This window comes from Rhodanobacter sp. FW101-FHT13A11 (assembly GCF_058790335.1).
The window spans coordinates 103,813-130,128 of the sequence record NZ_JBYTCN010000002.1 but is presented as its reverse complement, the minus strand read 5'-3'; the positions used below and the strand labels follow the sequence as shown (position 1 = coordinate 130,128).

Annotated in this window: 26 protein-coding genes; 11 read left to right on the top strand and 15 right to left on the bottom strand. The window is 71.1% G+C overall.

Translation table 11 applies throughout. The features are described 5' to 3' along the window. Window positions 1-85 precede the first annotated feature (85 nt). Window positions 86-526: a DUF302 domain-containing protein gene (locus AC3WRN_RS03155; RefSeq protein WP_235604410.1), complete on the bottom strand. Its 441-nt coding sequence runs from the start codon at window positions 524-526 to the stop codon at window positions 86-88. A gap of 13 nt (window positions 527-539) precedes the next feature. Continuing rightward, window positions 540-746 (bottom strand): YgaP family membrane protein, encoded by a 207-nt coding sequence (locus AC3WRN_RS03150; protein WP_492621850.1) that lies wholly within the window; start codon window positions 744-746, stop codon window positions 540-542. 155 nt (window positions 747-901) lie between these two features. Between AC3WRN_RS03150 and AC3WRN_RS03145 the strand changes: the two genes are divergently transcribed. Then, window positions 902-1,288, top strand: a complete 387-nt coding sequence (locus AC3WRN_RS03145; protein ID WP_492621849.1) for an ArsR/SmtB family transcription factor — start codon at window positions 902-904, stop codon at window positions 1,286-1,288. 9 nt (window positions 1,289-1,297) lie between these two features. On the opposite strand, the gene trhA is transcribed toward AC3WRN_RS03145, so the two are convergent. The 13 genes from trhA to AC3WRN_RS03080 all read right to left on the bottom strand — a co-directional run bounded on the left by trhA (window position 1,298) and on the right by AC3WRN_RS03080 (window position 14,178). Further along, window positions 1,298-1,957 (bottom strand): PAQR family membrane homeostasis protein TrhA, encoded by a 660-nt coding sequence (gene trhA, locus AC3WRN_RS03140; RefSeq protein ID WP_068097323.1) that lies wholly within the window; start codon window positions 1,955-1,957, stop codon window positions 1,298-1,300. A 67-nt stretch (window positions 1,958-2,024) separates the two neighbouring features. Then, window positions 2,025-3,233 carry a beta-ketoacyl-ACP synthase I gene (fabB, locus tag AC3WRN_RS03135; protein ID WP_492621848.1) on the bottom strand — a complete coding sequence of 403 codons (1,209 nt, stop codon included), beginning with the start codon at window positions 3,231-3,233 and terminating at the stop codon, window positions 2,025-2,027. A gap of 1 nt (window position 3,234) precedes the next feature. After that, on the bottom strand, window positions 3,235-3,750 hold the full coding sequence (gene fabA / locus AC3WRN_RS03130) for a 3-hydroxyacyl-[acyl-carrier-protein] dehydratase FabA (RefSeq protein ID WP_068097328.1): 516 nt from the start codon (window positions 3,748-3,750) through the stop codon (window positions 3,235-3,237). 65 nt (window positions 3,751-3,815) lie between these two features. Then, on the bottom strand, window positions 3,816-5,300 hold the full coding sequence (locus AC3WRN_RS03125; protein ID WP_492621847.1) for an L-aspartate oxidase: 1,485 nt from the start codon (window positions 5,298-5,300) through the stop codon (window positions 3,816-3,818). Then, window positions 5,297-6,322, bottom strand: coding sequence for a quinolinate synthase NadA (nadA, locus tag AC3WRN_RS03120; RefSeq protein ID WP_492621846.1), 1,026 nt, complete (start codon window positions 6,320-6,322; stop codon window positions 5,297-5,299). Before nadA ends, AC3WRN_RS03125 begins: the two co-directional genes overlap by 4 nt. A gap of 135 nt (window positions 6,323-6,457) precedes the next feature. Then, window positions 6,458-6,895 carry a putative zinc-binding protein gene (locus tag AC3WRN_RS03115; protein WP_492621845.1) on the bottom strand — a complete coding sequence of 146 codons (438 nt, stop codon included), beginning with the start codon at window positions 6,893-6,895 and terminating at the stop codon, window positions 6,458-6,460. After that, window positions 6,892-8,145 carry a hypothetical protein gene (locus tag AC3WRN_RS03110; RefSeq protein WP_492621844.1) on the bottom strand — a complete coding sequence of 418 codons (1,254 nt, stop codon included), beginning with the start codon at window positions 8,143-8,145 and terminating at the stop codon, window positions 6,892-6,894. The genes AC3WRN_RS03115 and AC3WRN_RS03110 overlap by 4 nt, the downstream gene beginning before the upstream one ends. Continuing rightward, window positions 8,126-8,410 carry a DUF2249 domain-containing protein gene (locus AC3WRN_RS03105; protein ID WP_492621843.1) on the bottom strand — a complete coding sequence of 95 codons (285 nt, stop codon included), beginning with the start codon at window positions 8,408-8,410 and terminating at the stop codon, window positions 8,126-8,128. The genes AC3WRN_RS03110 and AC3WRN_RS03105 overlap by 20 nt, the downstream gene beginning before the upstream one ends. A gap of 65 nt (window positions 8,411-8,475) precedes the next feature. Further along, window positions 8,476-9,726, bottom strand: a complete 1,251-nt coding sequence (locus AC3WRN_RS03100) for an alginate export family protein (protein WP_492621842.1) — start codon at window positions 9,724-9,726, stop codon at window positions 8,476-8,478. 200 nt (window positions 9,727-9,926) lie between these two features. Next, window positions 9,927-10,499 carry an SCO family protein gene (locus AC3WRN_RS03095; RefSeq protein WP_492621841.1) on the bottom strand — a complete coding sequence of 191 codons (573 nt, stop codon included), beginning with the start codon at window positions 10,497-10,499 and terminating at the stop codon, window positions 9,927-9,929. Window positions 10,500-10,509: 10 nt separating this feature from the next. Next, entirely contained in the window at window positions 10,510-11,274 is a 765-nt protein-coding gene (locus tag AC3WRN_RS03090) for a formylglycine-generating enzyme family protein (RefSeq protein WP_492621840.1), read from the bottom strand. 2 nt (window positions 11,275-11,276) lie between these two features. Further along, window positions 11,277-12,803, bottom strand: coding sequence for a copper-containing nitrite reductase (gene nirK, locus AC3WRN_RS03085; RefSeq protein WP_492621839.1), 1,527 nt, complete (start codon window positions 12,801-12,803; stop codon window positions 11,277-11,279). Window positions 12,804-12,930: 127 nt separating this feature from the next. After that, window positions 12,931-14,178, bottom strand: a complete 1,248-nt coding sequence (locus tag AC3WRN_RS03080; RefSeq protein ID WP_068097357.1) for an NnrS family protein — start codon at window positions 14,176-14,178, stop codon at window positions 12,931-12,933. A 198-nt stretch (window positions 14,179-14,376) separates the two neighbouring features. Here AC3WRN_RS03080 and AC3WRN_RS03075 point away from each other — a divergent pair, with 198 nt between their 5' ends. From AC3WRN_RS03075 to AC3WRN_RS03030, 10 genes are all read left to right on the top strand, one after another. Continuing rightward, window positions 14,377-15,138, top strand: a complete 762-nt coding sequence (locus tag AC3WRN_RS03075) for a glucose 1-dehydrogenase (RefSeq protein ID WP_492621838.1) — start codon at window positions 14,377-14,379, stop codon at window positions 15,136-15,138. 26 nt (window positions 15,139-15,164) lie between these two features. After that, window positions 15,165-15,602 carry a universal stress protein gene (locus AC3WRN_RS03070; protein ID WP_068097363.1) on the top strand — a complete coding sequence of 146 codons (438 nt, stop codon included), beginning with the start codon at window positions 15,165-15,167 and terminating at the stop codon, window positions 15,600-15,602. Window positions 15,603-15,654: 52 nt separating this feature from the next. After that, a complete protein-coding gene (locus tag AC3WRN_RS03065; protein ID WP_492621837.1) occupies window positions 15,655-18,171 on the top strand; it encodes a cation-translocating P-type ATPase in 2,517 nt (838 codons plus the stop codon). A 260-nt stretch (window positions 18,172-18,431) separates the two neighbouring features. Beyond that, window positions 18,432-19,040: a TetR/AcrR family transcriptional regulator gene (locus tag AC3WRN_RS03060; RefSeq protein WP_492621836.1), complete on the top strand. Its 609-nt coding sequence runs from the start codon at window positions 18,432-18,434 to the stop codon at window positions 19,038-19,040. A gap of 151 nt (window positions 19,041-19,191) precedes the next feature. Next, the gene (locus tag AC3WRN_RS03055; RefSeq protein ID WP_492621835.1) at window positions 19,192-19,617 is read left to right on the top strand and encodes a hypothetical protein; all 426 of its coding nucleotides are present in this window, start codon (window positions 19,192-19,194) and stop codon (window positions 19,615-19,617) included. Window positions 19,618-19,644: 27 nt separating this feature from the next. Further along, a complete protein-coding gene (gene hlyD / locus AC3WRN_RS03050; RefSeq protein WP_492621834.1) occupies window positions 19,645-20,670 on the top strand; it encodes a secretion protein HlyD in 1,026 nt (341 codons plus the stop codon). 1 nt (window position 20,671) lies between these two features. After that, window positions 20,672-22,441, top strand: coding sequence for an ATP-binding cassette domain-containing protein (locus AC3WRN_RS03045; protein WP_492621833.1), 1,770 nt, complete (start codon window positions 20,672-20,674; stop codon window positions 22,439-22,441). Next, entirely contained in the window at window positions 22,438-23,604 is a 1,167-nt protein-coding gene (locus AC3WRN_RS03040) for an ABC transporter permease (protein ID WP_492621832.1), read from the top strand. Before AC3WRN_RS03045 ends, AC3WRN_RS03040 begins: the two co-directional genes overlap by 4 nt. Before the next feature lie 4 nt (window positions 23,605-23,608). After that, window positions 23,609-24,727 (top strand): ABC transporter permease, encoded by a 1,119-nt coding sequence (locus AC3WRN_RS03035; protein WP_492621831.1) that lies wholly within the window; start codon window positions 23,609-23,611, stop codon window positions 24,725-24,727. 30 nt (window positions 24,728-24,757) lie between these two features. After that, window positions 24,758-26,266: an efflux transporter outer membrane subunit gene (locus AC3WRN_RS03030; RefSeq protein ID WP_492621830.1), complete on the top strand. Its 1,509-nt coding sequence runs from the start codon at window positions 24,758-24,760 to the stop codon at window positions 26,264-26,266. Window positions 26,267-26,316 lie beyond the last annotated feature (50 nt).

Genomic DNA, 26,316 nt, shown 5'->3' with positions numbered 1-26,316 from the left:
ACTCCATGGTGGAGAAGGCGGCACGCCGTGCCGCAGGGACCGCACACCCGACAAGCTCGACCGGTCGTCGCCGGTCCGCGGCGAGTCAGCCGTGGCCGGCATCCCGCCGGCCTTTTCCGTCATCCCCGCCGCCGGCCTCATCGATGCTGCGCATGACCACCGCCTGCACCTCGCGGGCGACCTGCGCCAGTGCAGGGTCGGGCGAGAGCATGGCCAGCATCGCCACCGGCTCGATCATGCCGATCCGGGTGCCGCCCGCCTCCGTGTACACCGACACGCGGCAGGGCAGCGCCATGTTCAGCCGCATGTCGACGCCCAGCACGCGGGCCGCCTGACGCGGGTTGCACACCTCGAACACCTTGCACTCGTGCTCGAACGGGACGCCCTTGCCGCGCAAGGTGGCGCCGAGGTCGTGCACGTGCAGCACGCCAAAGCCGTTGCGGGCGATCGCCGCCTCCAGGTCGGCCGCGGCCTGGTCGAAACTCTTGGGTGTTTCCACGACGTAGTACATGGCTTGCCTCGACATGCGCTGGAACGACTCAGGAAGGGAAGGCGCAGCCGGGCTTCAGGCCCAGCTTGCGCAGCAGCATGGCCAGCGGGCAGAAGCCGGTGAACGAGGACTGCAGCAGGTTGGCGCCCACGAACACCGACAGCCAGATCCAGCCGGGCGCCACGAAATGCGCCAGCGCGATACCGACCAGCACGACGGTGCCGGCGAAGCCAAGGACGAAACGATCGACGTTCATGGTGCGACTCCCGATGCGGGTTGAAACGGCCGCCGCGCCGGCAGCCATGGGTTTGTGCAATCCGCTTGTGAAGCATTAACTAATTTAGATTTATCTTAATTAGTAGATTGTAGTAAAGTCAACTCCGCAAGCGAACTTCCGAGAAGGCCCGTCCGATGAACCTGCCCGCCAACGCCGATCTCAATCTCATGCAGGCGCGCGCCGAAGAGGCCAGCCGGCTGCTCAAGGCGCTGGGCAACGCCCAGCGGTTGCGCGTGCTGTGCCTGCTGCTGGACGGCGAGATGCAGGTGAACCAGATCAACGAACGGCTGCCCGAGCTCAGCCAGTCGGCGCTGTCGCAGCACCTGGCGCGGCTGCGCGACGAAGGCCTGGTGAGTACCCGCCGCGAGGCGCAGAGCGTCTGGTACACCCTGCCCCAAGGCCCGGCCCACGACATCATGGCCACGCTCTACGGCATCTACTGCGCCACGGGCAGCGGCCGCCGCGCCGCGAAGAAGGCCCCCGCGCGCACCATGCACAACGGCCGGCGCGCCGGCAGCTGATCCGCGTACTCAGAACGCGTAGCGCAGCACCGCGACGTAGTGGCAGCCGGTGCCGGCGAGCACACACAGGTGCCAGATGAAATGGCTGTAGCGCAGCCGCTCGTGCAGCAGGAAGAACAGCACGCCCAGCGTGTAGGCCAGGCCGCCGCCGAACAGCCAGGCCAGGCCGCCCGGGGGCATGTGCTGCCACAGCGGCCGGATCGCGGCCAGGGCGGCCCAGCCCATCGCCACGTACAGCGCGGTGGACACGCGATGGAAGCGCGCCCCCACGACCAGCTTGAACACCACGCCGAGCACCGCGAAGCTCCAGATCACGCCGAGCATGGTCCAGCCCCAGCCGCCGCGCAGCACGCCCAGCGCGATCGGCGTGTAGGTGCCGGCGATCAGCAGGTAGATCGCCGCGTGGTCCAGCCGCTGCAGCGCCGCCTTGATGCGCACGTGCGCCACCGCGTGGTACAGCGTGGACGCCAGGTACAGCAGGATCGCGCTGCCGCCGAACACGGCTGCCGCCACCACCGCCATGGTGCCGCCATCGCGCAACGCGCCGATGACCAGCACCGGCAGGCCGGCGATGGCCAGCAGCAGGCCGAGGCCGTGGCTGACGCTGTTGGCGATTTCCTCGCCGAAAGTGGAGTCGCGCGAGACGGCGGCCGCGGGTGTCGATGGCATGCGTGGATGCTCGCTGCAGTGGCGGGGCGCGGCCGCCGGTCCGGCGGCCGCAGGCAAGCCGGCGCGGCTACACGCTGGCGAACACCAGGCTGGCGTTGGTGCCGCCGAAGCCGAAGCTGTTGGACATCACCGTGCGCAGCGGGGCGGGGCGGGTCTCGCGCACGATCGGGAAGCCCTCGGCGCGCTCATCGAGCCGGTCGATGTTGGCGGAACCGGCGACGAAGCCTTCCTTCAGCATCAGCAGGCTGTAGATCGCCTCGTGCACGCTGGCCGCGCCCAGCGAGTGCCCGCTCAGCGCCTTGGTCGAGGACAGCAGCGGCACGTCGGTACCGAACGTCTCGCGCACCGCCTGCAGCTCCACGATGTCGCCCAGCGGCGTGGCGGTGCCGTGGGTGTTGAGGTAATCGACCGGGCCGTTCACGCCGGCCAGCGCCATGCGCATGCAGCGCACCGCGCCCTCGCCGCTGGGCGCCACCATCTCGGCGCCGTCGGAGGTGACGCCGTAGCCGACCAGCTCGGCGTGGATGTTCGCGCCGCGCGCCTTCGCGTGCTCGTACTCCTCCAGCACCAGCATGCCGCCGCCGCCGGCGATGACGAAGCCGTCGCGGCCGCTGTCGTACGGGCGCGACGCCGCATGCGGCGTGTCGTTGTAGCTGCTGGAAAGCGCGCCCATCGCGTCGAACTGCGCGGTCATGCCCCAGTGCACTTCCTCGCCGCCGCCGGCGAACATCACGTCCTGCGCGCCGTGGCGGATCAGGTCGGCGGCCGCGCCGATGCAGTGCCCCGAGGTGGCGCAGGCGGCGGCGATCGAGTAGCTGAGGCCGAGGATGCCGAACGCGGTGGCCAGCGTGGCCGACACGGTGGAGCACATCGTGCGCGGCACCATGTACGGGCCGATCTTGCGCACGCCCTTCTCGCGCAGCAGGTCGCCGGTCTCGATCTGCCACTGTGCGGAACCGCCGCCGGAACCGGCGATCACGCCGATGCGCGGGTGGCGCACCTGCTCGATGGCCAGCCCGGCATCGGCGATCGCCGCGCGCATCGCCACGTAGGCGTACGCCGCCGCGTCGCCCATGAAGCGTTTCAGCTTGCGGTCGATCGCCGCCTCCAGGTCGATCTGCGGCACGCCGGCCACGTGGCTGCGCAGGCCGCGCGCGACGTAGTCGGGAATCGCGCGGATGCCGCTGCGGCAATCGCGCAGCGCCTGCGATACGGTCATCGGCAGGTTGCCCAGGCACGACACCATGCCCATCCCGGTCACCACCACGCGACGCATCTCAAAAGCCCTCGGTGGACTGGAACAGGCCCACGCGCATGTCGCTGGCCACGTAGATCAGGCGGTCGTCGACGAAGGTCTTGCCGTCGGCGATCACCAGCGCCAGCTTGCCGCGCATCACGCGGCGAATGTCGATCTCGTAGCGCACGCGCTTCGCGCTCGGCTTGACCTGCCCGGTGAATTTCACCTGGCCCACGCCCAGCGCGCGGCCACGGCCGGGTTCGCCCAGCCACGGCAGGAAGAAGCCGCTGAGCTGCCACATCGCATCCAGCCCGAGGCAGCCGGGCATCACCGGATCGCCGAGGAAGTGGCAATCGAAGAACCACAACCGCGGATGGATATCCAGTTCGGCGTGGATCAACCCCTTGCCGTAGGCACCACCTTCGCTGGCGATCCGGGTGATGCGGTCGAACATCAACATCGGCGGCGCGGGCAGCCGCGCGTTGCCGTCGCCGAACAATTCGCCGCGGCCGCAGGCCAGCAGTTGCTCGTAGTCGAACGAGGAAGGACGTGTCATGGAAAACTCGCGGAGTGAGGAAGCCGCAGTGTGCTGGGTGGCCGTCGCAGGCGTCTTGATCCGGGTCAGCCGCGGCGGCGACGCGCCGTTTCCTCGTGGGACATATCGTCGCAGCCGCGGTCGGACCGGTCATGCGCACCGAGGCTGCGCCGGCGCAACCGGGCGGCGCGCAGCAGGGCCTTGGCCAGGCGCATCTGCCAGCCGGCACCCGCCGCCGCGGCGCAGGTGCGCCAGGCATCGCGCAACGCCGCCCCCTCGCGTACCGGTCCCGCCGCCTGCCACAGCAGCTCGCCCAGCGCGGCCTGTGCGTCCGCGGCCAGCGCGTCGCCGCGTTCGACCCAGCGATGCTCGCCGCCGGCGCCGGGCGACGGCGCGACCTGGGCCAGCACGGCACCGAGCCGGCGACCGCAGGCCACCGCTTCCAGCAGCGAATTGCTGGCCAGCCGGTTCGCGCCGTGCACGCCGTTGCAGGCCGCTTCGCCCACCGCGTACAGGCCGGGGAGCGTGCTGCGGCCATCCAGGTCGGTGGCCACGCCGCCCATGTGGAAGTGCGCCACCGGAGTGATCGGCAGCGGTACTCGGCGCGGATCCAGCCCGTGCGCCAGGCACGCCGCCAGCACGGTGGGGAAACGCACGCGCCAGTCGCCCTCGACCGCCGTCGCGTCCAGCCACACCCGCTCGCCCGTGCGCTGGGCCTGCCACACGCGCCGCGCCACCACGTCGCGCGGGGCGAGGTCGCCCAGCGGGTGCAGGCCGCGCATCAGCGGCGCGCCCGCGGCGTCGAGCAGGCGCGCGCCGGCGCCGCGCAGCGCCTCGGTGACCAGGGGCAGGCAGTGCCCGCCGACGGCCAGCGCGGTGGGATGGAACTGCACGAACTCCAGGTCGCGCGGCAGCGCGCCGGCGGCCAGTGCCAGGGCCAGCCCCGCGCCGTTCGCGCCGGGCGGATTGCTGGTATGCGCGAACAGCGCGCCGATGCCGCCGGTGGCCAACACCACCGCCGCGGCCTCGATGTGTTCATGGCGACCGCGCACGTCGCAGGTGCGCACGCCGGCCACGCGGCCGTCGCGCAGCAACAGCGCGTCGACGTCGACGCCGCCGCGCCACTGTATGTGCCCCGCTTCCTGCACCCGCGCGCGCAGGGCGCGCACCAGGGCGGCCCCGGTGGCGTCGCCGCCGGCGTGCACGATGCGCGCCGCACCGTGGCCGCCCTCGCGGCCCAGCTGAAGGCGCCCGTCGGCGGCATGGTCGAACGCCACGCCCTGCGCCTGCAGCCAGGCGATCGCCTCCGGCGCGACGCGGGTCAGCCAGTGCACCGCCGCCGCATCGTTGTGGCGGGCGCCGGCCTGCAGGGTGTCCTCGGCGTGCGCACCGGCGCTGTCGCGTTCGTCGACGGCGGCCGCGATGCCGCCCTGCGCCAGCGCACTGGCGCTGCCGGTGCCGTCGTGCGCCCGGCACAGCAGGCGCACCGGCGCCGGCGCCGCGGCGAGCGCGGTGGCCATGCCGGCCACGCCGCCGCCGACCACCACGATGGGCAGGCGCGCGTGCCTCACACGGTCTCGCGCCGGCCCACCGCCAGCATGCGCTCCAGCGCGCGGCGCGCGCCCGCAATCGTGCCGGCGGGGATCTCGATGGCGTGCTTCATGTCGCGCAGCGCCGCATAGATGTTCGGCAGGGTGATGCGCTGCATGTGCGGGCACAGGTTGCACGGCTTGATGAACTCGGTGGCGGGGAATTGCGACTTGAGATTGTCGGCCATCGAGCACTCGGTGATCATCGCCACCCTGGCCGGCTTTTCGCGCGCCAGCCACTTGCCCATGGCGGTGGTGGAACCCACGAAATCGGCCTCGGCCAGCACCTCGGGCGAGCACTCCGGATGCGCCACCACCCGGGTGCCGAACTGCTCGCGCACGTGGCGCACTTCCTGCGCGGTGAACTTCTCGTGCACCTCGCAGCGGCCATGCCACAGCACCAGCTCCACCCTGGTCTGGCTGGCGACGTGACGGCCGAGGAATTCGTCGGGCAGGAAGATCACCCTGGCCGCGCCCATCGACTCGACCACCTGCACCGCGTTGGCCGAGGTGCAGATCGCATCGGACTCCGCCTTCACCGCGGCCGAGGTGTTGGCGTAGCTGACCACCGGCGCGCCGGGGTGCTGCGCGCGCAACGCACGCACGTCGGCGGCGGTGATCGACGAGGCCAGCGAGCAGCCGGCCTCCAGGTCGGGCAGCAGCACGGTCTTTTCCGGCGCGAGGATCTTCGCGCTCTCGGCCATGAAGTGCACGCCGCACACCACGATCAGGTCGGCGTCGCAATCGCGCGCTGCCTGCGCCAGGCCCAGCGAGTCGCCGGTGATGTCGGCCACGCCGTGGAAGATCTCCGGCGACTGGTAGCTGTGCGCCATGATCACCGCGCCGCGCTGTTTCTTCAGCTTGTTGATCGCGTCGATCCACGGCAGGTGCAGCGGGATCTCCAGGCAGGGCACCAGCGGTTCCAGGCGCTCAGCCAGCGCGGCGTACTCGTGTTCGAGCTCGTCGCGCCAGACCGGTACGGGCAGCGTTGCAGAGGCGGTCATCGTGATCGTTTTTCAGTGGGGAAAACGGATTGGCTCGGGCCGCCCCGGCGCGGTGCGGAGGAGGCGGGCTCGGACGGGGCGCTCATGGTGGCCGGCATCATGGTGGGCGATGGCATCGGCGCGCCTTGACCGGGATCAATCGCCGCCCCCTGCGGGCGGCAGGCGCCCGCGATCGTCAGGCCCGCGGGGGTGCCGCGCGGCCAGCGCATCGCGCAGCGCCTGCGCCGCCGGCAGCACCTCGGCGGCATACACCTGCTGCGCCTCGGCCGAGCTGAAATCGGCATGCAGGCGCTTCTTCACGCCGTAGTCGGAAAGCACCAGGTGCGTGTCGGCGACCACCCCCGCCCGGGCCAGGCAGGCCGCCACGCATTTCAGCACGCAACCATCCAGCGCGAGGATCGGCCGCCCGCGCTGCGCGGTGCGCACCAGGCCGGTCACGCCGCCGCCGACGCCGCCGATGCAGGACATCTCGGCCACGCCGGCACGATCCAGCGTCAGCGCCAGATGGTTGGTCATCTGCGCCGCGCTGGAGCAGCCGGAGCAGGCATAGACGAGCGGCAACCCGGCACTCATGGGCGGTACTCCACTTTCAGCAGGAAATCGTCGGCGCGCCGGCGCACGCCGCGCAGTGCCGACCATGCGGCCAGCCATGCCAGCAACAACGCCAGCCCGGCCGCGCAGGCCAGCCACGGCCGCGGCCACAGCACGGCGGCCGGCAACAGCAGCAGCGGCAGCTGCGCCAGCAGTACGCCGAACTTGTCGCCATCGGGCAGCAGGCGCTGCACGCCCGGCAGTTGCACGCCGCGGCCGCAGCGCCGGTGCAGCTCGATCCAGTCGACAAAGGGGACGATCTCCATGGCCATGCCGAGCAGCAGCAGCGGCAGCGCGATGCCCAGCCCCAGCGCGGCGGCCAGCAGGCCGCCGCATGCGCCGAAGGCCAGCGCCGGCGCCGCCAGCGCCAGCGCGACCAGCCCGGCGCGCCAGCTCCACACCAACGGTCCGCGGCGCTGGCGCGAGGCGCGCCACTGCAGCCACAGCGCGGCGATCGCGAACAGCAGCGCGTGCAGCGCCACCGCGCCGGCCAGCCAACGGCCGTCCGCGCCGGCCAGCCGCCCGCCGCCCGCGCCGAGCAGGGCCAGCCAGGCGCTGCCCAGCCACAGCGCCTGCACCCGCGCATCGACCGCGGCGGTGCCCTGGAACATCGGCATCACCACCCGCGCCACGCTGGCCAGCAGCACGATCACCCAGCCCAGCACGCCCCAGCCGGCATGCACGTCCACCCACGCCGGCGCCGGCGGCATCCACCGGCCGGCCAGGCCCAGCGCCAGCACGCCGCCGAGCAGCGCGACCGCCATGCCCGTGCCGATCGCCGCGCCGATGCCGGCGCGCAGCAGCCGCTGCCCCGCTGCCTGCACCAGGCCGGGCAGGGTCATCGCGGCCAGCGTCGCGAACGCCAGCGGCAACAGCACGCCGGCGCCGAGCAGGCCGCCGCGCCAGCCCTGGTGCAGCCCCGCCACCAGCAGCAGCACGCCGAGGTTGAACGCCGCATGCAGCGGCGGCCCGAGCCGCGCGCCGCCGCGGACCCGCACGCCGGCGGCCGCGGGCAGGAACTGCAGCACGCTGCCGAACATCACGTTGCCCAGCACGCCGAGCGCAAACACGTGCGCCAGCGCCAGCGTGCCCGGCTGCCAGCGCGTGCGCAGCAGCGCGTCGCCATCGACCAGCAGCAGCACGCCGGCGAGCATCCCCCACGGCGGCGCGCTCAGCAGGAAGCGCCGCGGCAGCGAGGCGGCGGGCGCGCGGTCAAGCGCCAGCCGCGCCATCGTCGTCCGGGCGGCGGATCAGCACGCGCGCGCCGCCGGCGGGCAGCGCGGATGCCGACGCGTGCAGCCCGCGTGCGGCCAGCGCGTCGAGCAGCGGCACCGGCAGCAGCGGGGTGAGCACCCGCACCGCCTGCCCCGGCGCCAGCGCATCGGCTGCCGCCAGCGCGCGCAGCATCGGCTCCGGCGACGGCAGCCGGCGCAGGTCCAGTTCGGGCGGCGCGTCGTGGTCGACGCGGCAACCGGGCGATGGCGGATCGGCTCGCATGGGCGTCATCTCAACGCAAGCGCCGCGCGGATGCGCTGACCTGCATCAGGCGCGGCGCCGGTCGCTCAGCGTGCGTCCGCCAGCGCCTGCCGCCCCTTCCATTCGAGCTGCAGCCATACCTTGGCGCTGTCGCGGCCGAAGCCGTCGGCGCGATAGTCCGCCAGCTTGACCAGGCCGCTCAGGCCCGCCGCCAGCGGGAAGCTCAGCGACGCGTTCCACTCGCTGCCGTAGCGGCCGCCGCGGTCGGCACGGTAGTCGTGCCAGGCCAGCGCCCAGCCCAGCTTGCCGGCGAAACCGCTGCGGCCGAGCTTGCCGGCGACGCTCGCGTAGCGGTCCTCCAGGCCGCCGGGCGGCGTCACCGCGAACTGGTCATCCCAGCCGTTGAACGCGTGCAGCGTGGCCAACGGCGTCTGCAGCGCATGGCGGCCGTTGCCGCCCAGATGTTCCCAGCCCAGCTTCGCGGTAATGCCGGCCTGGGTCCAGGCCGGTTCCAGCAGCCAGTAGTCATGGCCGAAGTGCAGCGGGTTGTTGGCGTAGTCGTCCTGCCGCGCCGCCTCCAGCGTCCAGCCCGGACCGTTGCCGCCGCGCAGGGCGCTGCCGCTCCAGCGCACGCCCCAGGTGGCGGTGGACGCGCTGGCCACGTCGCGGTCCTCGTGTAGGTAGGCATAGCCCGTCCACTGCTGCGCGCCCTGCGTCCAGGCGAGGTTGAACAGGTGCGTGTCCAGCCGGCGCTCGCGCGCCAGCGGGCTGAGCGCGTCGGGGCCGGCCACCCGGTGCACGCGGTCGAGCCAGGCGTAGCGTACGTTCAGCGCCGACAGCGGCTGCCATTGCAGCGACAGCGCATCGAAGGTCTGCTCGTACTGGCGCCAGCCGCTGTTGCCGACCCAGCGCTGGTTGTCCAGCAGCAAGCGCTGGCGGCCGAGGATCGCGCCGAACGTGCCGTTCTGCCAGCCCAGCCAGGCCTGGTTGAGTTCGCCGCCGTGCGGGTCGGTGATCGCCGGGTACTGCGTGCGGCCATTCGCGCCGCTGTTGTAGTGCTCACCGGCGCTGGCCACGCCGGCGCCTTCCAGCAGCCCGCTCCAGCCGCTGCCGAAGTTCGCGCGCAGGCCCAGCCGCAGGCGCAGGGTATCGGCGCGCGCGTCGCGGCTGAAGGCATCGTCGTCGACCTGCTCGTGGCGCAGACGCGCGTCCCATTCCAGCTGCAGCGGCGCGCTGGCCGGCGTCGCCGGCAGGTTGTCGGCACTGGCCCGGGCCGCTGGCGCGGCTGTTGCAGCCAGCAGGCAGGCGACGGGAAGCAGCTTGCGTGTCATGTTCATCGTGTGACCCCTTGTGGACTGCGCGCAGTCTGCGCATGCCGGGGCGGCACGGGCTTGACCGCGGTCAGCCGGTCGTCACCAAAGCGCCGACTGTGACAACACGCCACGCGGGCACCCACGAACACGCCGCCATGACGGCGGCGTGTTCGTGGGGCGACGGATCGTTGCAGGACGTATGGACGTCCATTTGCCGGTGCGGCTCACGGCGCGACGGCTGTCTCGTTGACGGCCTTGACGAAGGCCGGATCGAGCCGGCCGATCACCGTGGTGCGCGCCGCGATGCGGCCCTCGGCATCGAGCAGGATCAGCTCGCTGCTGTGGTTGAATTCGCCGTCCGGCAGGCGCCGGTACTGCAGGCCAAGCACGCCGGAGAGCTGGCGCACCTGCGCGGGCTCGGCCCGGGCCAACGTCCAGATGCGCGGATCGAGCTTGCGCTTCTCGGCGTAGGCATGCAGCGTGGCCACGTCGTCCCTGGCCGGGTCGAAGCTCACCGCCAGCAGGTCGATCCGCGAACGCGCCGCCGGGTCCAGCGCGTTGCGGGTCAGCCGCAGGCTGTCGATGATCATCGGGCAGACCATCTGGCACGAGGTGTAGAACATCGTCACCAGCTGCGGCCGGCCGCGCCGGGCGGCCAGCAGCTGCGGCCGGCCGTTCTGGTCGGTGAGCTGCACCGCCAGCTGGTAGACCGAATCGCCGGGCAGCGGCGCGGCGGCCCGCACGGTGCCGCCGCCGAACAGCAGCAGCATCGCGAGCAGGGGCAACAGGCGTTTCATGGCGTATTCCTCACTCGGACTTCGCGCAGCGGAAGCCCATGTTGTTGGTGGTGTCGGACGCCTTCAGCGCGGACAGCATCGCGATGCGCATCAGCACCGCGTAGTTCTCCTTCTCCTGCAGGCTGATCGCGCCGGCGCCGCAGAATTTCAGCAGGTCGGGATCGCCCTGCTGGCGGCTGTCGCTGGCGACCATCAGCGCGTTGAAGTCGTCCACCCATTCCCACACCAGGTTGTTGAGATCGCGCACGCCGTAGGCGTTGGGCGGGCCGCCGACGGCCGGCAGCGCCGCGCTGGAGGGGCGCGAGTACCAGCCGAGGATGCCCTCGCGCCAGGCCGGATCGGCGCGGGCGTCGCGGCGGGTGGCATCGGCCGCCGCCGCGTACTCCCACTCGTACCAGCTCGGCAGGCGCGCCTGTTCGCTCTCGCAGTACGCCTGCGCGGCGAACCAGCTGACCCGGGTGACGGGCTGCTGCGGCAGCGCCTGCTCGCCCAGCGTGTCGGCGCTGGTCCAGTGGCTGAGGTAGCGCGCGTCGGCCAGGATGCTGGCGACGCGGTCGCGCCGCCATTGCGGATGGGCCTTCACGAAGGCCAGGAACTCGGTGTTGGTGACCGGCTCGGTGCGCAGGCGGAACGGCGCCACCTGCGCCGCTGCCGCCTTGCCGTCCGCCGGCAGCACGCTGCTGAAACTGCCTCCCGGCAGGGCGGCATAGTCCGCCGCCGCCACCGGGAGTGCCAGCACCAGGCCGAACCACGCCAGTGCCAGTCGAACGCGCATCGTCAGTGCCCCGCCGCCGGCGCCGGGGTCGCCGCGGCACGTGCCTTGGCCACCTCGTCCTTGCTGAACTGGCCACCGGGGTTGCCCCAGCTGTTCAGTACGTAGGTGAGGATGTTGGACACCTCGTCATCGGTCAGCTGGCTCATCGGCGGCATCACCGAGTCGTACTCGTGCCCGTTGACGGTGACCTTGCCGGTCAGGCCGTGGGTGACGATGGTCATCGCCCGCTTCGGATCGGCCGCGAGGAAGTCCGACTTCGCCAGCGGCGGGAACACGTTGGGCAGGCCCTCGCCGTTCGCCTGGTGGCAGACCGAACAGGTGCCGGCGAACAGCTGCTTGCCCGCGGCGATCTGCTCTTCCTTGGTCAGCGTGCCGGCCGCATGCGCCTTCGCCGCCGTGCTCACCGCCTGCAGGTTGGCGCCGGCACGGTCGCCCAGGTACACCGAGTCGACCTCCTTGCCCGAGTAGATCGCCTTGTTCTCCGGGCCGTCCACCTTGAGGATGCCCAGCGCACCCTTGTTGAAGGCGCGGAAGATCGAGTGGTCGACCAGCACGTAGCTGCCCGGCACGTCGGTGTGGAACTCCACGATCGCGGCGCCGCCGGAGGGGATCAGCGTGGTCTGCACGTTGTGCTGCGCCACCGTGCCGCCCTCGGGCTGCACCTTGTCGAAGATCTCGCCGATCACGTGGAAGCTGGAGACTAGGTTCGGGCCGCCGTTGCCGACGAACAGGCGCACCTTCTGGTCGATCTTGGCGGTCAGCGCGTTGTCGCCGGTGATCGCACCTTCCCTGCCGTTGAACAGCACATAGGTCGGGTGCTCGTCGATCGCCTTCTCCATGTCGAACGGCTGGTGGCCCTTCTCGCGGTACTTGCCGGTGGTGTAGAAGTCGCCCTGCATCACGTAGTACTCGTGGTCGACCGGGCTGAGGCCTTCCGGCGGCTCGACCAGGATCAGGCCATACATGCCGTTGGCGATGTGCATGCCCACCGGCGCGGTGGCGCAGTGGTAGACGTAGATGCCCTGGTTGAGCGCCTTGAAGGTGAACTGCGACTCATGCCCCGGCGCGGTGAAGCTCGACGCCGCGCCGCCGCCCGGCCCGGTCACGCCGTGCAGGTCGATGTTGTGCGGCATCTTGCTGTCCGGCGCGTTCTTCAGGTGGAACTCCACCGTGTCGCCCTGGCGCACGCGGATGAAGCTGCCCGGCACGGTGCCGCCGAAGGTCCAGAACGTGTAGCTCACGCCCTCGGAGATCGGCATCTCCTTCTCGACCACTTCCAGCTCGACGATGACCTTCGCCGGATAGTTGCGGTGGATCGGCGGCGGCACGTGCGGCGGGCTGGTCAGCACCGCGTGGATCGGCTCGCCCTGCGGCGGACCGAAGTCGCCGCGCTCGGAGGCGACCGAGGTGCTGGTGACCGGCGCGGTCGCATTGGCGGCCGGGCCGGAGGATGAAGCGGATGGTTTGCCTGAACAGGCTGCCAGCGCCAGCATGGCGGCAGCAGCGACGTAGAGGTATGGACGTGTCATGGAACGTTCTCCCTGGGTACTGGTGCCAGCGTAGGGAAACGTAACATGTTGCGTTTGACCTGAGTCAACCGACCTCCATTCGAAGCGCTTCTGCGTCACCCTGCCACAGCGGCGAAGCGCCCGGATTTCAGCCCGGCTTGCCGTCGATCCGCGGGGTCAGGTAGATCCATGCCGAGCGCAGCACCCACGGCAGGAACGCCAGCAGCCAGCCGTACGCGGCGATCACCAGCCAGAGGTAGACATCGCCACCCAATTCGGCGCGGATGCGTACCAGCGCCACCAGCTGCAGCAGCGCGAAACACAGCCAGGGGATCGCGCTCATTTCCAGCGGCCGGCCGGAATGGCCCTGGGTCACCCGGGTCACCATCGCCACCAGCATCGAGCCGAAGTAGCCGATCGCCAGCGCATGCAGCGGCGCGCGGCCGAGGATGTGGTGGCCGCCCACGGCATAGACCACGTCCTGCACCGCGTACAGCACGAACGCCACCGGCAGCCACGCGAACGCCAGGTGCAGCACCGCCAGCAGTCCGGGGCGCATCGCCTTCCACGGCTGCCAGGCCAGCGCATGCCAGGCGAACACCAGCGCCAGCGGCACGTCCGCCAGCCACAGCCAGCCCAGCGCGCTGCGCCACTCCAGCAGCAGGTGCGCCAGCAGCAGCAACCACACCACCTGCAGGCTCCAGCGCGGGCGCACCACGACGTAGCCCTTCGCCACGTTGCCGCTGAAGAACGGCAGCATGCGGTGGGTCACCGTGAAATAGATCGGCAGCAGCAGGCCGTAGGTGCCCAGCTTGATCGCCAGCAGCGCGCACTCCGCCGGCGCACCGAACAGGAAGGCCAGGAACACCGCCAGCCCCAGCGTGCCCAGCGTGAGCGCCGCCAGGCAGGATTTCGCGTGGTGCAGCTTGTCGTCGCCCCCGCGCAACACCCCGGCCAGCGTGACGACGCCGACCAAGTAGCCCGCCAGCATCAGCGCCACGCCCAGCCGCAGCAGCCACATCAGGTCGAGCAGGCCCACGTTCGCCAGCACGTAGCCGCCGAAGATGCCGCCGGCCACCGGCACGTAGCGCGAGCGCGGCAGCGCTGGCCGGCCCAGCCAGCGCGGGAACGTGGTCAGCAAGAAGCCGAACATGAACAGCGGGAACAGCCCGTACTGGATCAGCATCGCGTGCGCCCAGCCCGGCGGGATCGGCGGCTGCGGCCAGCCGGCCAGCCCGAAGCGCATCCAGGTCAGTTCCACCGCCCACCACGCCATGCTCAGCATCACCGCCACCGTGCCGGCGAAGAACAGCAACCGGTGCGGCGCGGAGGCCAGCAAGGCCGGCAGTTCGGCGAAGGTCGCCGGCTTCGCCGTCGACGTCGGTGATTCGGCCATGGTGTGCTCGCCTGAAATGAGAATGATTCGCCATGCTGGCAGATCGCCGGAGGCGCTCGCCATGATTTGTATCAGACCCGCCGCCCGCAGGCGTGCGGGACGCCGCGGCCGCACGGACCCGCCGTGCAATTGACTCCGGTCAACGCCGACCCGTGCCGACTCGCGCACCCTGTCGGCATGCAACCGGGAGGCACGCTGATGGGCAGGCTCGATGGCAAGGTGGCACTGGTGACCGGCGGCGCCGTGGGCATCGGCGCCGCCTGCGCGGCGCGGCTGGCGGAGGCGGGGGCGCGGGTCGCCATCGTCGACCTGCACGACGAACCGGGGCGGCAGCTGGCTGCCCGCCTCGGCGCGGCCGCGCGCTTTTTCCACGCCGACGTATCGGTGGAGGCCGAGGTGGCGGCGGCGGTCGCCGGCGCGGTGGCGGCGTTCGGACGTCTGGACGTCCTGGTCAACAACGCCGGCATCGCCGGAGCGAACAAGCCCACCCACGAACTCACCGAGGCGGAATGGGACCGGGTACAGGCGATCAACGTGAAGGGCGTGTTCTTCTGCACCAAGCATGCGATCGCGCCGCTGCGCGCGGCCGGCGGCGGCAGCATCATCAACCTGTCGTCGATTTACGGCCTGGTCGGCGCGGCGGACTCGCCGCCGTACCATGCGTCCAAGGGCGCGGTGCGGCTGATGAGCAAGACCGACGCGATGCTGTACGCGGCCGACCGCATCCGGGTCAACTCGATCCACCCCGGCTTCATCTGGACGCCGATGGTGGAGCAGCACCTCGCCTCGATGGGCGGCGACCCCGCGCAACACCGGCGCGAGGTCGGCGCACTGCATCCGCTCGGCCACCTGGGCGAGCCGGACGACATCGCGTGGGGCGTGGTCTATCTTGCCTCCGACGAATCGAAATTCGTCACCGGCAGCGAGCTGGTCATCGACGGCGGCTATACCTGCCGCTGACGCTTTCCCCCACGGAGTATCCCCTCATGTTCAAGCACATCCTGCTGCCCACCGACGGCTCCGAGCTGTCGCTGCGCGCGGTCGACACCGGCATCGAACTGGCGGCGCGGCTGGGCGCCCGCGTGCACGCCTTCCACGTGCTGGTGCCGTTCCCCGCCACCGTCTACTTCGCCGAGTTCATCCAGGCCAGCGAGGCGGCCTATACCCGCGAGGCGGTGGCCAACGCGGAAGGCTACCTGGCGGAGGTGCGCCGGCGGGCGGAAGCGGCCGGTGTCCCCTGCGAGAGCAGCCACGAAACGGATGCGCGCCCCTTCGCCGCCATCGTCGGCGCCGCCAGGAAGCACCAGTGCGACCTGATCGTGATGGCCTCGCACGGCTGGCGCGGCTTCGACCGGCTGCTGCTGGGCAGCGAAACGCACAAGGTGATCTTGAACGGCGACGTGCCGGTGCTGGTTTGCCGCTGAGCCGTTCCCGCGCGCCGCACGCCTTGCCGCCCGGCGCGCGGCGCAAACGCGCATGAGCGCCACCAGGCCGCCCCGCCCCGCCAACCTGGCCGGGCTGGACCCGGCGGAGGCCGCACGCCGGCTGGCCGAACACGGACCGAACCTGCTGCCCGGCAGCGCGCCGCGGACGCTGTGGTCGATGGTCGCCGGCGTGTTGCTGGAACCGATGTTCCTGATGCTGCTGGTGGCCGGCGGCCTGTACCTGGCGCTGGGCGACCGTGCCGAGGCGGCGTTCCTGCTGTCGTTCGTGTTCGTGATCATCGGTATCACGCTGGCGCAGGAGCGCAAGACCCAGCGGGCGCTGGAATCGCTGCGCGAGCTGTCCGCCCCGCGCGCGCTGGTGATCCGCGGCGGCGCGGAGATCCGCATCCCCGGCCGCGAGGTGGTGGTGGGCGACCTGCTGGTGCTGCACGAAGGCGACCGCGTCGCCGCCGATGCCGTGCTGCTGGACGGCCACCTGGACGTCAACGAGTCGCTGCTCACCGGTGAGGCGGTGCCGGCCACCAAGCTGCCGGGCGGGGAGGCCGGCCAGCTGTTCGCCAGCACCGTGGTGACCAAGGGCGTGGGCGTCGCCGAGGTGCATGCCGTGGCCGGCGCCACCGCGGTGGGCCGCATCGGCCAGGCGCTGGCCGATACCGTCGAACCGGTGTCCGGCCTGCAGCAGGCCTCGCGCCGGCTGATCCGCAATCTCACCGTCGGCGGACTGCTGCTCGCCGCGGCATATGCCCTGCTCGGCTGGCTGTGGGACGGCCACGGCCTGCTGCAAAGCGTGCTGGCCGGCATCGCGCTGACCATGGCGATCTTGCCGGAAGAGATCCCGGTGATCCTCACCGTGTTCCTCGCGCTGGGCGCGTGGCGGATCTCGAAGCAGAAGGTGCTGACCCGCCGCGTGCCGGCGGTGGAGGCGCTGGGCGCGATCTCGGTGCTGGCGGTCGACAAGACCGGCACGCTGACGCAGAACCGCATGCAGGTGGCCGAGCTGCGCCTGGTCGACGACAGCTGCCACGGCGAGGAGGCGGCTGAGCTGCCCGAGCCGTTCCACGAACTGGTCGAGTTCGCCATGCTGGCGACGCCGGCCGACCCGTTCGATCCGATGGAGAAGGCGATCCAGCAGTTCGGGCTGTACTGGCTCACCGATACCGAGCACGTGCACGCCGAGTGGACGCCGGAATTCGGATACGCGCTGTCGCCCGACATCCTGGCGATGACCCACGTGTTCCGCGGCGACGCGCGCCACGCGCACCTGCTGGCCACCAAGGGCGCGCCGGAGGCGGTGATCGACCTGTGCCACCTGGGCGATGCCGACGCCGCGGCCATCCTGCGCCAGGTGGAGGCGATGGCCGAACGCGGCCTGCGCGTGCTCGGCGTGGCCCGCGGCGAATGGCAAGGCGCGGCATGGCCGCGCAGCCAGCACGATTTCAACTTCCGCTTCCTCGGCCTGGTCGGCTTCGTCGATCCGCCGCGCCCGGAAGTGCCGGTGGCGATCGCCGAATGCCGCGATGCCGGCGTGCGCATCATCATGATGACCGGCGACCATCCCGCCACCGCGCGCGCGATCGCCCGCCAGGTCGGGCTGAGCGAACGCGCCGAGGTCATCACCGGCGCGGAGATGGCCGTGCTGGACGACGCCGCGTTGCGCGAACGCCTGCGCCAGGTCGACCTGTGCGCGCGGCTCAAGCCCGAGCAGAAGCTGCGCCTGGTGCAGCTGCTGCGGGACGGCGGCGAGGTGGTGGCGATGACCGGCGACGGCGTCAACGATGCCCCCGCGCTGAAGGCCGCCGACGTCGGCGTGGCGATGGGCGAGCGCGGCACCGACGTGGCGCGCGAGGCGGCCGCGCTGGTGCTGCTGGACGACAGCTTCGCCAGCATCGTGGCGGCGATCCGCCAGGGCCGGCGCATCTACGACAACATCACCAAGGCCACCCGCTTCGTGTTCGCCGTGCACATGCCGATCATCGTGCTGGCGCTGGTGCCGACCCTGCTGCACTGGCCGGTGCTGCTGATGCCGGTGCACATCGTGCTGCTTGAGCTGCTGATCGACCCGGCCTGCTCGGTGGTGTTCGAGGCCGAACCCGCCGCCGCCGACATCATGCGGCGACCGCCGCGCGCGCCATCGGATTCCCCGTTCGCCGCTGCCAACCTGCGCCATGCGGTGATCCAGGGGCTCGGCTTCGCCGGCATCCTGCTGCTCGGCTACGGCCTGCTGCTCGGTCGGGGCCTCGACGCCGCGCAAGGCCGCAGCGCGGTGTTCATCGCCCTGGTGCTCGGCCTGTTCCTGCTGACCCTGGCCAACCGCGACGTGTCGCGCCCCGCACTGAGCCGCATGCCAGCGCGCAACCCCTGGCTGCCACGGATGTTCGGCGGCGTGGCGCTGATGCTGGCGATCGTGGTCGGAGTGCCGTTCTTCCGAGGCGTGATGGGGCTGACGGTGCCCGGCACGTTCATGCTGCTCGCTACCGCCGGCATGCTGGCCGCCGCCATCGCCTGGCTGGAACTCTTGCGCCGCACGACGCGCGGCAACCTGCGCTAGGCCGTGGCGCACTGATGCGACCGTGTGCGCCCGGCACCGCAAACACGGCAACTTACCGATATTTGTCAGCCGGCACCCGGCCATCATGGCGTGCCATCCCGGTCACCGGACTCCCCGCACGTGGCGAGCGTGGCGCCACTACCCGTCCGTCGTCCTGACAAAAATCCGGCGCACCTGAATCCCTCGTACCGGCTCCTGTTGACAGCAGTCCTTGTCTTGATAAGATAGTAATTACTTACTTACTTTTATGGACCACCTCGATGGATACCCACCGCAAACATCTGCCTGCGGACGAGCGCCGCGCGGTCACGGTCGAGGCAGTCATCAAGCTAGCGGCCAAGCAGAACCCCAGCGAGATCACCACGGCGGCGATCGCCACGTCGATGAAACTGACCCAGGGTGCCCTGTTCCGCCACTTCCCGAACAAGGAAGCAATCTGGCAGGCGGTCATGGAGTGGGTGGCCGATCACCTGCTGGCGCGGGTTGAACGCGCCGCGCGTGGTGCCACCAGCCCATTGGCTGCGCTCGAGGCGATGTTCATGGCACACATCGCGTTCGTCGCCGAGCATGCGGGCGTGCCGCGGATGCTGTTCGGCGAACTGCAGCGAGCCGAGGACACCGCCGCCAAGCGGATGGTGCAGACCATGATCCGTCGTTACAGCGAGCGCCTGCGCGCATTGATCGAGGACGGCAAGGCCGCCGGCGAACTGGATCCGCAGCTGGACCCGGCCGCGGCGGCCACGCTGTTCATCGGCAGCATCCAGGGCCTGGTGATGCAGGCCCTGCTGGCCGGCGACACCCGCCGCATGCGCAAGGAAGCTCCGGGCGCGTTTGCGATCTACCGCCGCGGCATCGCGCGTGCCCCATGAAGCGCTTTCCACCCTTGCGGCCACACGGTGGCCTGGTCGGCTGCGAAACCGGCCGTGGTCATTCCGCTCCTGGCCCGACCACCCAACCGGACGTGCATGCACGCCGCGACTGCGACCGAGGCCGGAAACTTTCCCCGGCGAACCGAGGGCCATGACGATGACTACCCACCAGCAACGCGGCGTTTGGACCTGGCCGATTTCCCTGCTCGCCATCGGCTTCGGCCTGCTGACCCTCAGAGAAGGTGCGGCGGTGCTGTTCGTCGATGGCGCCGCACGCCATGCCGCCGGCCACTACGTGCCGTTCGTGCTCTGGTTCAATTTCCTGGCCGGGTTCGCCTACGTCGCCACCAGCGTCGGGCTGTGGCTGCGCCGGCGCTGGGCGGCATGGCTGGCGTCCGCCATCGCGCTTGCAACCGCGCTCGTCTTCCTCGCCTTCGGAGTGCATGTGGTTCTGGGTGGCGCCTGGGAGCATCGCACGCCGATCGCCATGATCCTGCGCATGCTGGTGTGGACCGGCATCGCGACCGTGGCATGGCGCGCGTCGGCGACCGCTGCGCCGGTGGCGCCCACGCACTGAACGCCTCTCTCACGCGGAAACCCATCGATGAAAACCCCGAGCCCCCCCACTGGAAAGACCCGCTGGATCGTGATCGCCGTCGCCGGGCTCGCCATGGCTGGCGCACTGGCGTTCTGGCTGTTGCGCGACCACGGCAACCCGGGTGCGCTGCGTCTGTACGGCAACGTCGACATCCGCGAGGTGGAGCTGGCCTTTCGTCAGTCCGGCCGCCTGACCCACATGGCTTTCGACGAAGGCGACGCGGTTGCCGCCGGCGCGGTCATGGCGCAGCTCGACGCCACACCTTACCGCGAGAAGCTGGCGGTGGCCGAAGCCGAACTGGCGGCGGCGCAGGCGCAGCTGGACAAGCTGCACAGCGGCAACCGTCCGCAGGAAATCGCCCAGGCCCGCGAGCACGTGCGCCAGGCGCAAGCCAGCGCGGACGAGGCCGCGCGCAACTTCAGGCGCCAGGACACCTTGCTCAAGTCGGGCGCCAGCAGCCAGCGCGCCGCTGACGCCGCACGCGCCGCACGCGACCAGTCCGCCGCCAACCTGGCCGCGGCGCAGGCCTCGCTGTCGCTGGCCAGCGCAGGCTTTCGTCGCGAGGACATCGCGGCCGGCAAGGCCCGCGTGGCGGCGGCCGAGGCCGCGTTGACCCAGGCGCGCACCGCGGTGGCCGATGCCACGCTGGTCGCTCCCAGCAACGGCATCGTGATCGCCCGCGTGCGCGAACCGGGCAGCATGGTGGCGAGCAGCACGCCGGTCTACAGCCTGAGCCTGCGCGACCCGCTGTACCTGCGCGCCTATGTCGGCGAGGCGGATCTGGGCCGCATCGCACCGGGCACCAAGGTACGCATTCACACCGATTCCTCCGCGACCGTCTATCACGGCCAGATCGGCTTCATCTCGCCGCGCGCGGAATTCACCCCGAAGACGGTGGAGACCGCCAACCTGCGCACCGACCTGGTCTACCGCCTGCGCGTGGTGGTGTCCGACGCCGACGAGGGCCTGCGCCAGGGCATGCCGGTGACGATCGATGTCGACACCGCCGGCAAGCCCGCGCGGGGGCACTGAGATGGGTTCGCAGCCCGCCAGCGTTGCCTCGCAGCCCGGCAAGCACGGTGCCGCGGTGGTGATCGACGGCGTCGGCAAGCGCTTCGGCGAGGTCCAGGCGCTGCGCGGCCTGAGTGCCACGATCCGCTACGGCCGCCTCACCGGCCTGGTCGGTCCCGACGGCGCCGGCAAGACCACGCTGATGCGGATCATGACCGGGCTGCTGGTTCCCGACGCCGGCAGCGTCACCCTGGCCGGCTTCGACGTGGTGAAGGACAACAACGCCATCCATGTCGCCAGCGGTTACATGCCGCAGCGCTTCGGTCTGTACGAAGACCTCTCGGTGATGGAGAACATGCGCCTGTACGCGCGTCTGCGCGGCATGGACGCGGACCGCCACACCGACCTGTTCGCCGAGCTGCTCGAGTTCACCCGGCTCGGCCCCTTCACCACGCGCCTGGCCGGCAAGCTCTCCGGCGGCATGAAGCAGAAGCTCGGCCTGGCCTGCGCGCTGATGGCGCGTCCCAAGGTGCTGCTGCTGGACGAGCCCGGAGTGGGCGTCGACCCGGTCAGCCGGCAGGACCTGTGGCGCATGGTGCAGGCGCTGACCGACGAGGGCATGGCCGTGGTCTGGTCCACCGCCTATCTCGACGAGGCCGAGCGCTGCCAGAGCGTGCTGCTGCTGAACCAGGGGCAGCTGCTGTTCGACGGCCCGCCGCAGACACTGACGGCGCAGCTCGAAGGCCGCAGCTTCCGCCTCGAGAACGTCGGCGCCGAGCGCCGGGCGGTGCTGACCGAGGCGCTCGACCTGCCCAGCGTGAGCGACGGCGTGATCCAGGGCGCCGGCGTCCGCGTCGTGCTGCGCGCGGGCGCCGGCACGGTGCAGGTCCAGTCGCTGGCCGATCGGGTGCAGGTGCGTCTGGCGCCGGTGCCGGCGCGCTTCGAGGACGCCTTCATCGACCTGCTCGGCGGCGGCCCCGGCGGTACCTCGACCCTGGCCGAGCGGCTGCCGCCGGTCGAACTCGGCACGGAAGTGGCCGTGTCCTGCCACCGCCTCACCAAGCGCTTCGACGACTTCACCGCCACCGACGACGTCAGCTTCGAGGTGCGTAAGGGCGAGATCTTCGGCCTGCTCGGCCCCAACGGTGCCGGCAAGTCCACCACCTTCAAGATGCTCTGCGGCCTGCTCAAGCCAAGCGCGGGCGAGGCACACGTGGTGGGCCTCGACCTGCGTCGCGCCACCGGCGCGGCCAAGAGCCGCCTCGGCTACATGGCGCAGAAGTTCTCGCTCTACGGCCTGCTCTCGGTGCGGCAGAACCTGGAGTTCTCCGCCGGCGTGTACCAGCTGGAAGGCGCCACGCGACGCGAGCGCATCGAGGAGATGATCGCCACCTTCGACCTGGGCGACTGGTTGTCCGCCACGCCCGACTCCCTTCCGCTGGGCCACAAGCAGCGCCTGGCACTGGCCTGTTCGCTGATGCACCGCCCGCCCGTGCTGTTCCTGGACGAACCCACCTCGGGCGTGGACCCGATCACCCGACGCGAGTTCTGGACCCACATCAACGGCCTGGCGCGCAAGGGCGTAACCATCATGGTCACCACCCACTTCATGGACGAGGCCGAGTACTGCGACCGCGTGGCCATGCTTTCGCGCTCGCGCCTGATCGCGCTGGACACGCCGGACGCGCTCAAGCGCATGGCGGTCACCCCGCAGCGGAGGGACCCGACCATGGAGGATGCCTTCATCCATCTGGTGCAATCGGCCGACCGCGACATCGAGGCTGCCGCATGAACGCCGCCGCACGCAAGCAACGCGATGGCGCGCTGCCGGCCGGCTCGCGGCGTTTCGACCGGCGGCGGCTGATGGCCCTGGTGGTCAAGGAAAGCCATCAGGCCTTGCGCGACCCCTCGACGCTGCTGATCGCGTTCGTGCTGCCGGTGGTGTTGCTGCTGCTGTTCGCCTACGCGGTGTCGCTGGATGCGAAGAACGTGCGCATCGGCGTGGTCATGGAATCGCCCGGCGCCTCGGCGCAGTCGCTGGGCGCGGCCTTTGCCGGCACGCGTTTCCTGGACGCGCATTTCGTCCATGACCGGCGCGAGGTGGCCGACCAGCTGGTCTCCGGCGCGCTGCGCGGCTACGTGGTGATCCCGCAGGATTTCGAGCAGCGCCTGGCCCGGCGCGGCAGCGAGCCGCTGGTGCAGATCATCACCGACGGCTCCTACCCCAACACCGCCAACTACGTGGAAAACTACGCCCGCGGCGTGGTGCAGTCCTGGCGCGCCGGGCGCGGCGCCGCCGCACCGGCGCAGGCCGTGGTGCTGGAGCCGCGCTACTGGTTCAACCCCGAGCTGGAAAGCCGCCGCGCGCTGATCCCCGGCGCCATCGCCATCGTCATGACCATCATCGGCACCATGCTCACCGCACTGGTGGTGGCGCGCGAATGGGAGCGCGGCACGATGGAGGCGGTGCTGTCCACGCCCGCCTCCGTGGCCGAGATCCTGATCGGCAAGCTCTTGCCCTATTTCGTGCTCGGCATGCTGTCCACGCTGGGTGCCGCGGCACTGGCGGTGTTCGTGTTCGGCGTGCCGCTGCACGGCTCGCTAGCGGCCTTGCTGCTGCTCTCGGCGGTGTTCATGGTGCCGGCGCTGGGCCAGGGACTGCTGATCTCGTCGCTGGCGCGCAACCAGTTCCTGGCAGCACAGATTGCACTGTTCACCGGCTTCCTGCCGGCCTTCATGCTGTCGGGCTTTTTGTACGAGATCGACGCCATGCCGGCGCCGATCCGCGCCGTCACCCATCTGATTCCGGCGCGCTATTTCGTCGAATCGCTGAAGACGGTGTTCCTCGCCGGCGACATCTGGGCGGTATTCGTGCCCAACCTGCTGGCGATGGCGGCGATCGGCGCGGTGTTCTTCGTGCTGGCCAAGCGCGCCACGCGCAAGAACCTGGAGTAGCACCGTGTCCGGTTCCCTGCTCAGCTTCACCCGCCTGCGCGCGCAGTTCGTCAAGGAAATCCTGAGCATCCTGCGCGACCCGCGCAGCCGCATGGTGGTATTCGTGCCGCCGATCCTGCAGCTGCTGGTGTTTGCCTTCGCCGCCACGCTGGAAGTGCGCAACGTCGATATCGCCGTCTACAACCAGGACGCCGGCCGCTGGTCGCACGAACTGGTGCAGCGGCTGGACAGCGCCCGCTTCATCACCCACGTCCGGCAGGTGGACAGCCAGCGCCGGCTGCACGAACTGATCGACCGCGGCGAGATCATCGCGGCGCTGGCCATCCCGGCGGATTTCTCGCGCACGATCGCCGCCGGCGGCAGCGGCCGTGCGCAGGTGCTGGTCGACGGCCGGCGCAGCAACTCCGGCCAAATCACCGTGGCCTATCTCTCGACCATCGCCGCCGAGGTCGGCGCCGCCGTCGTGCCGGGCACGCAGGCGCCGACGCCGGTGGTTGTGCGCCACTGGTTCAACCCGAACCTGGTCTACCGCTGGTTCATCGTGCCCGGCCTGACCGGCATCCTGGCGCTGTTCAGCGCACTGCTCATCACCTCGCTGTCGATCGCGCGCGAGCGCGAACTCGGCACCTTCGACCAGTTGCTGGTGTCGCCCACCTCGACGCCGGAAATCATCATCTCCAAGTCGCTGCCGGCACTGGCGATCGGCACCCTGCTGGGCCTGTTCATGATCAGTGCGGGCGTGTTCCTGTTCGGCATCCCCTTTACCGGCTCGTTCGCCCTGCTGCTGGCGAGCCTGGTGCTGTTCATCCTGTCGGTGGTCGGCATCGGACTGATGATTTCCGCGGTCAGCGCGACGCAGCAGCAGGCCATCCTCGGCGCCTTCGCCATCGGCGTGCCGGCGGTGCTGATGTCGGGCTTCGCCACGCCGGTGGAGAACATGCCGGTGGCGCTGCAATGGATGGCGCAGGCCATCCCGCTCACCCACTTCCTGGTCATCGTCGAAGGCACCTTCCTCAAGGCGATGCCGGCGGCGGACGTCCTCGCCAACCTCTGGCCGCTGGCAGTGATCGCGCTGGTCACGCTGACCCTGGCCACGGCGCTGGTGCGCAGCCGCCTGCAGTGACCACCCCAAGCCATGCATGAAGGAGTTGCCATGACCCGCTCATCGAATCGCCGCTACGGCGCGCGACGCGCGGCAGCCATCGCGCTGGGCACGCTGCTGCTCGGCGCGTGCGCGGCAGGCCCCGACTACCGCGGGCCGCCGAAGGTGGATACCGGCCGCGGCTGGACGCAGCCGGCCGCTTCCGCGCCGACGCCGGCCGGCCTGTCGACCTGGTGGACCACGCTGGGCGACCCGACGCTGGACCGGCTGGTCGCCACCGCGCTGTCGGACAATCTCGACCTGCGCCAGGCGCAGACGCGCATCGCCGAGGAACGCGCCCTGCGCGATCGCGCGGCCGGCGGTTACGCCCCAACCGTCGGCGCTGGCGCCAGCGTGACCCGGCGCCGGCAGAGCAAGAACGGTCCGCTGCCGATCGGCGCCATTCCCGGACTGGCACGGGACCAGACCATCCACGACGCCGGCTTCGACGCGGCTTGGGAAATCGACCTGTTCGGCGCCACCCGGCGCGCGGTGGAAGGCGCCGAGGCGCGCATGCAGGCCGCGCAGGACGATGCCGCCGGCGTGCGCATCAGCATCGCTGCCGAAGTGGCCCGCAGCTACCTCAGCCTGCGCGGCGCGCAACGCGAGCTGGCCGCGCGCGAAGCTTCGGTGCAGGCGCTCGCGCAGACGGCGGACCTGGTCGGCCAACGCTTCCGTGCGGGCGACGCGGCGCAGGCCGATGTCGATGCCGCGCAGGCGCGACTGGACGCCGCCTCGGCCGGCCTGCCTGCCATCCAGGCACGCGCGCGTGCCGCGGCGCTGGGCCTGGGCGTGTTGCTGGGCGCGCCGCCCGAGCGCGAGCTGGCCCTGCTCGACACCGCCGCTGCACCGATCACGCTGGCGCCGATCCCGGTCGGCCAGCGCGCCGACATCCTGCGCCGCCGGCCGGATGTGCGCGCGGCCGAGCGACGCCTGGCTGCACGCACTGCCGACATCGGCGTGGCGACGGCGGAGCTGTTCCCGAAGCTGTCGATCGGCGCCAGCGGCGGCTTCCAGGCGCTGCAGGCGGGCCAGCTGTTCGACTCGGCCAGCCAGCGCTTCTCGATCATGCCGCTGATCTCCTGGCGCGTGTTCGATGGCGGCCGCGTGCGCGCGCAGATCCGAGCCAGCGAGGCACGCGAGCAGCAGGCCGCGCTCGCCTACGAGAAGGCCGTGCTGACCGCGCTTGGCGACGCGGAGCGCGCGCTTGGCGACTACCGGCTGGGCGTGGAGGCGGTACGGCTGCAGCGGACCGCCCTCGACGCCGCGCGGCGCAGCTACGCCCACGCGCAGGCACGCTACGCCGCCGGCGACATCGCGCTGACCGACCTGCTGGCCGAAGAGCGCGTGCTGCGCGACGCCGAAGACGGTTACGCACGCACGCATACCGCCGCGGCGATCGACCTGGTAGCGCTGTTCAAGGCGCTGGGCGGCGGCTGGGATTCCGCCGCCGATACGCGCGGCCAGGGCGCGGCCGAGCCGCAACCACCGGTACGACATGGGGAGCCGAGCCATGGGTGAAAGGTTGCCCCTGCATGGACACCGCCCGTGCGCCGTCGGCGCGCGCCGCG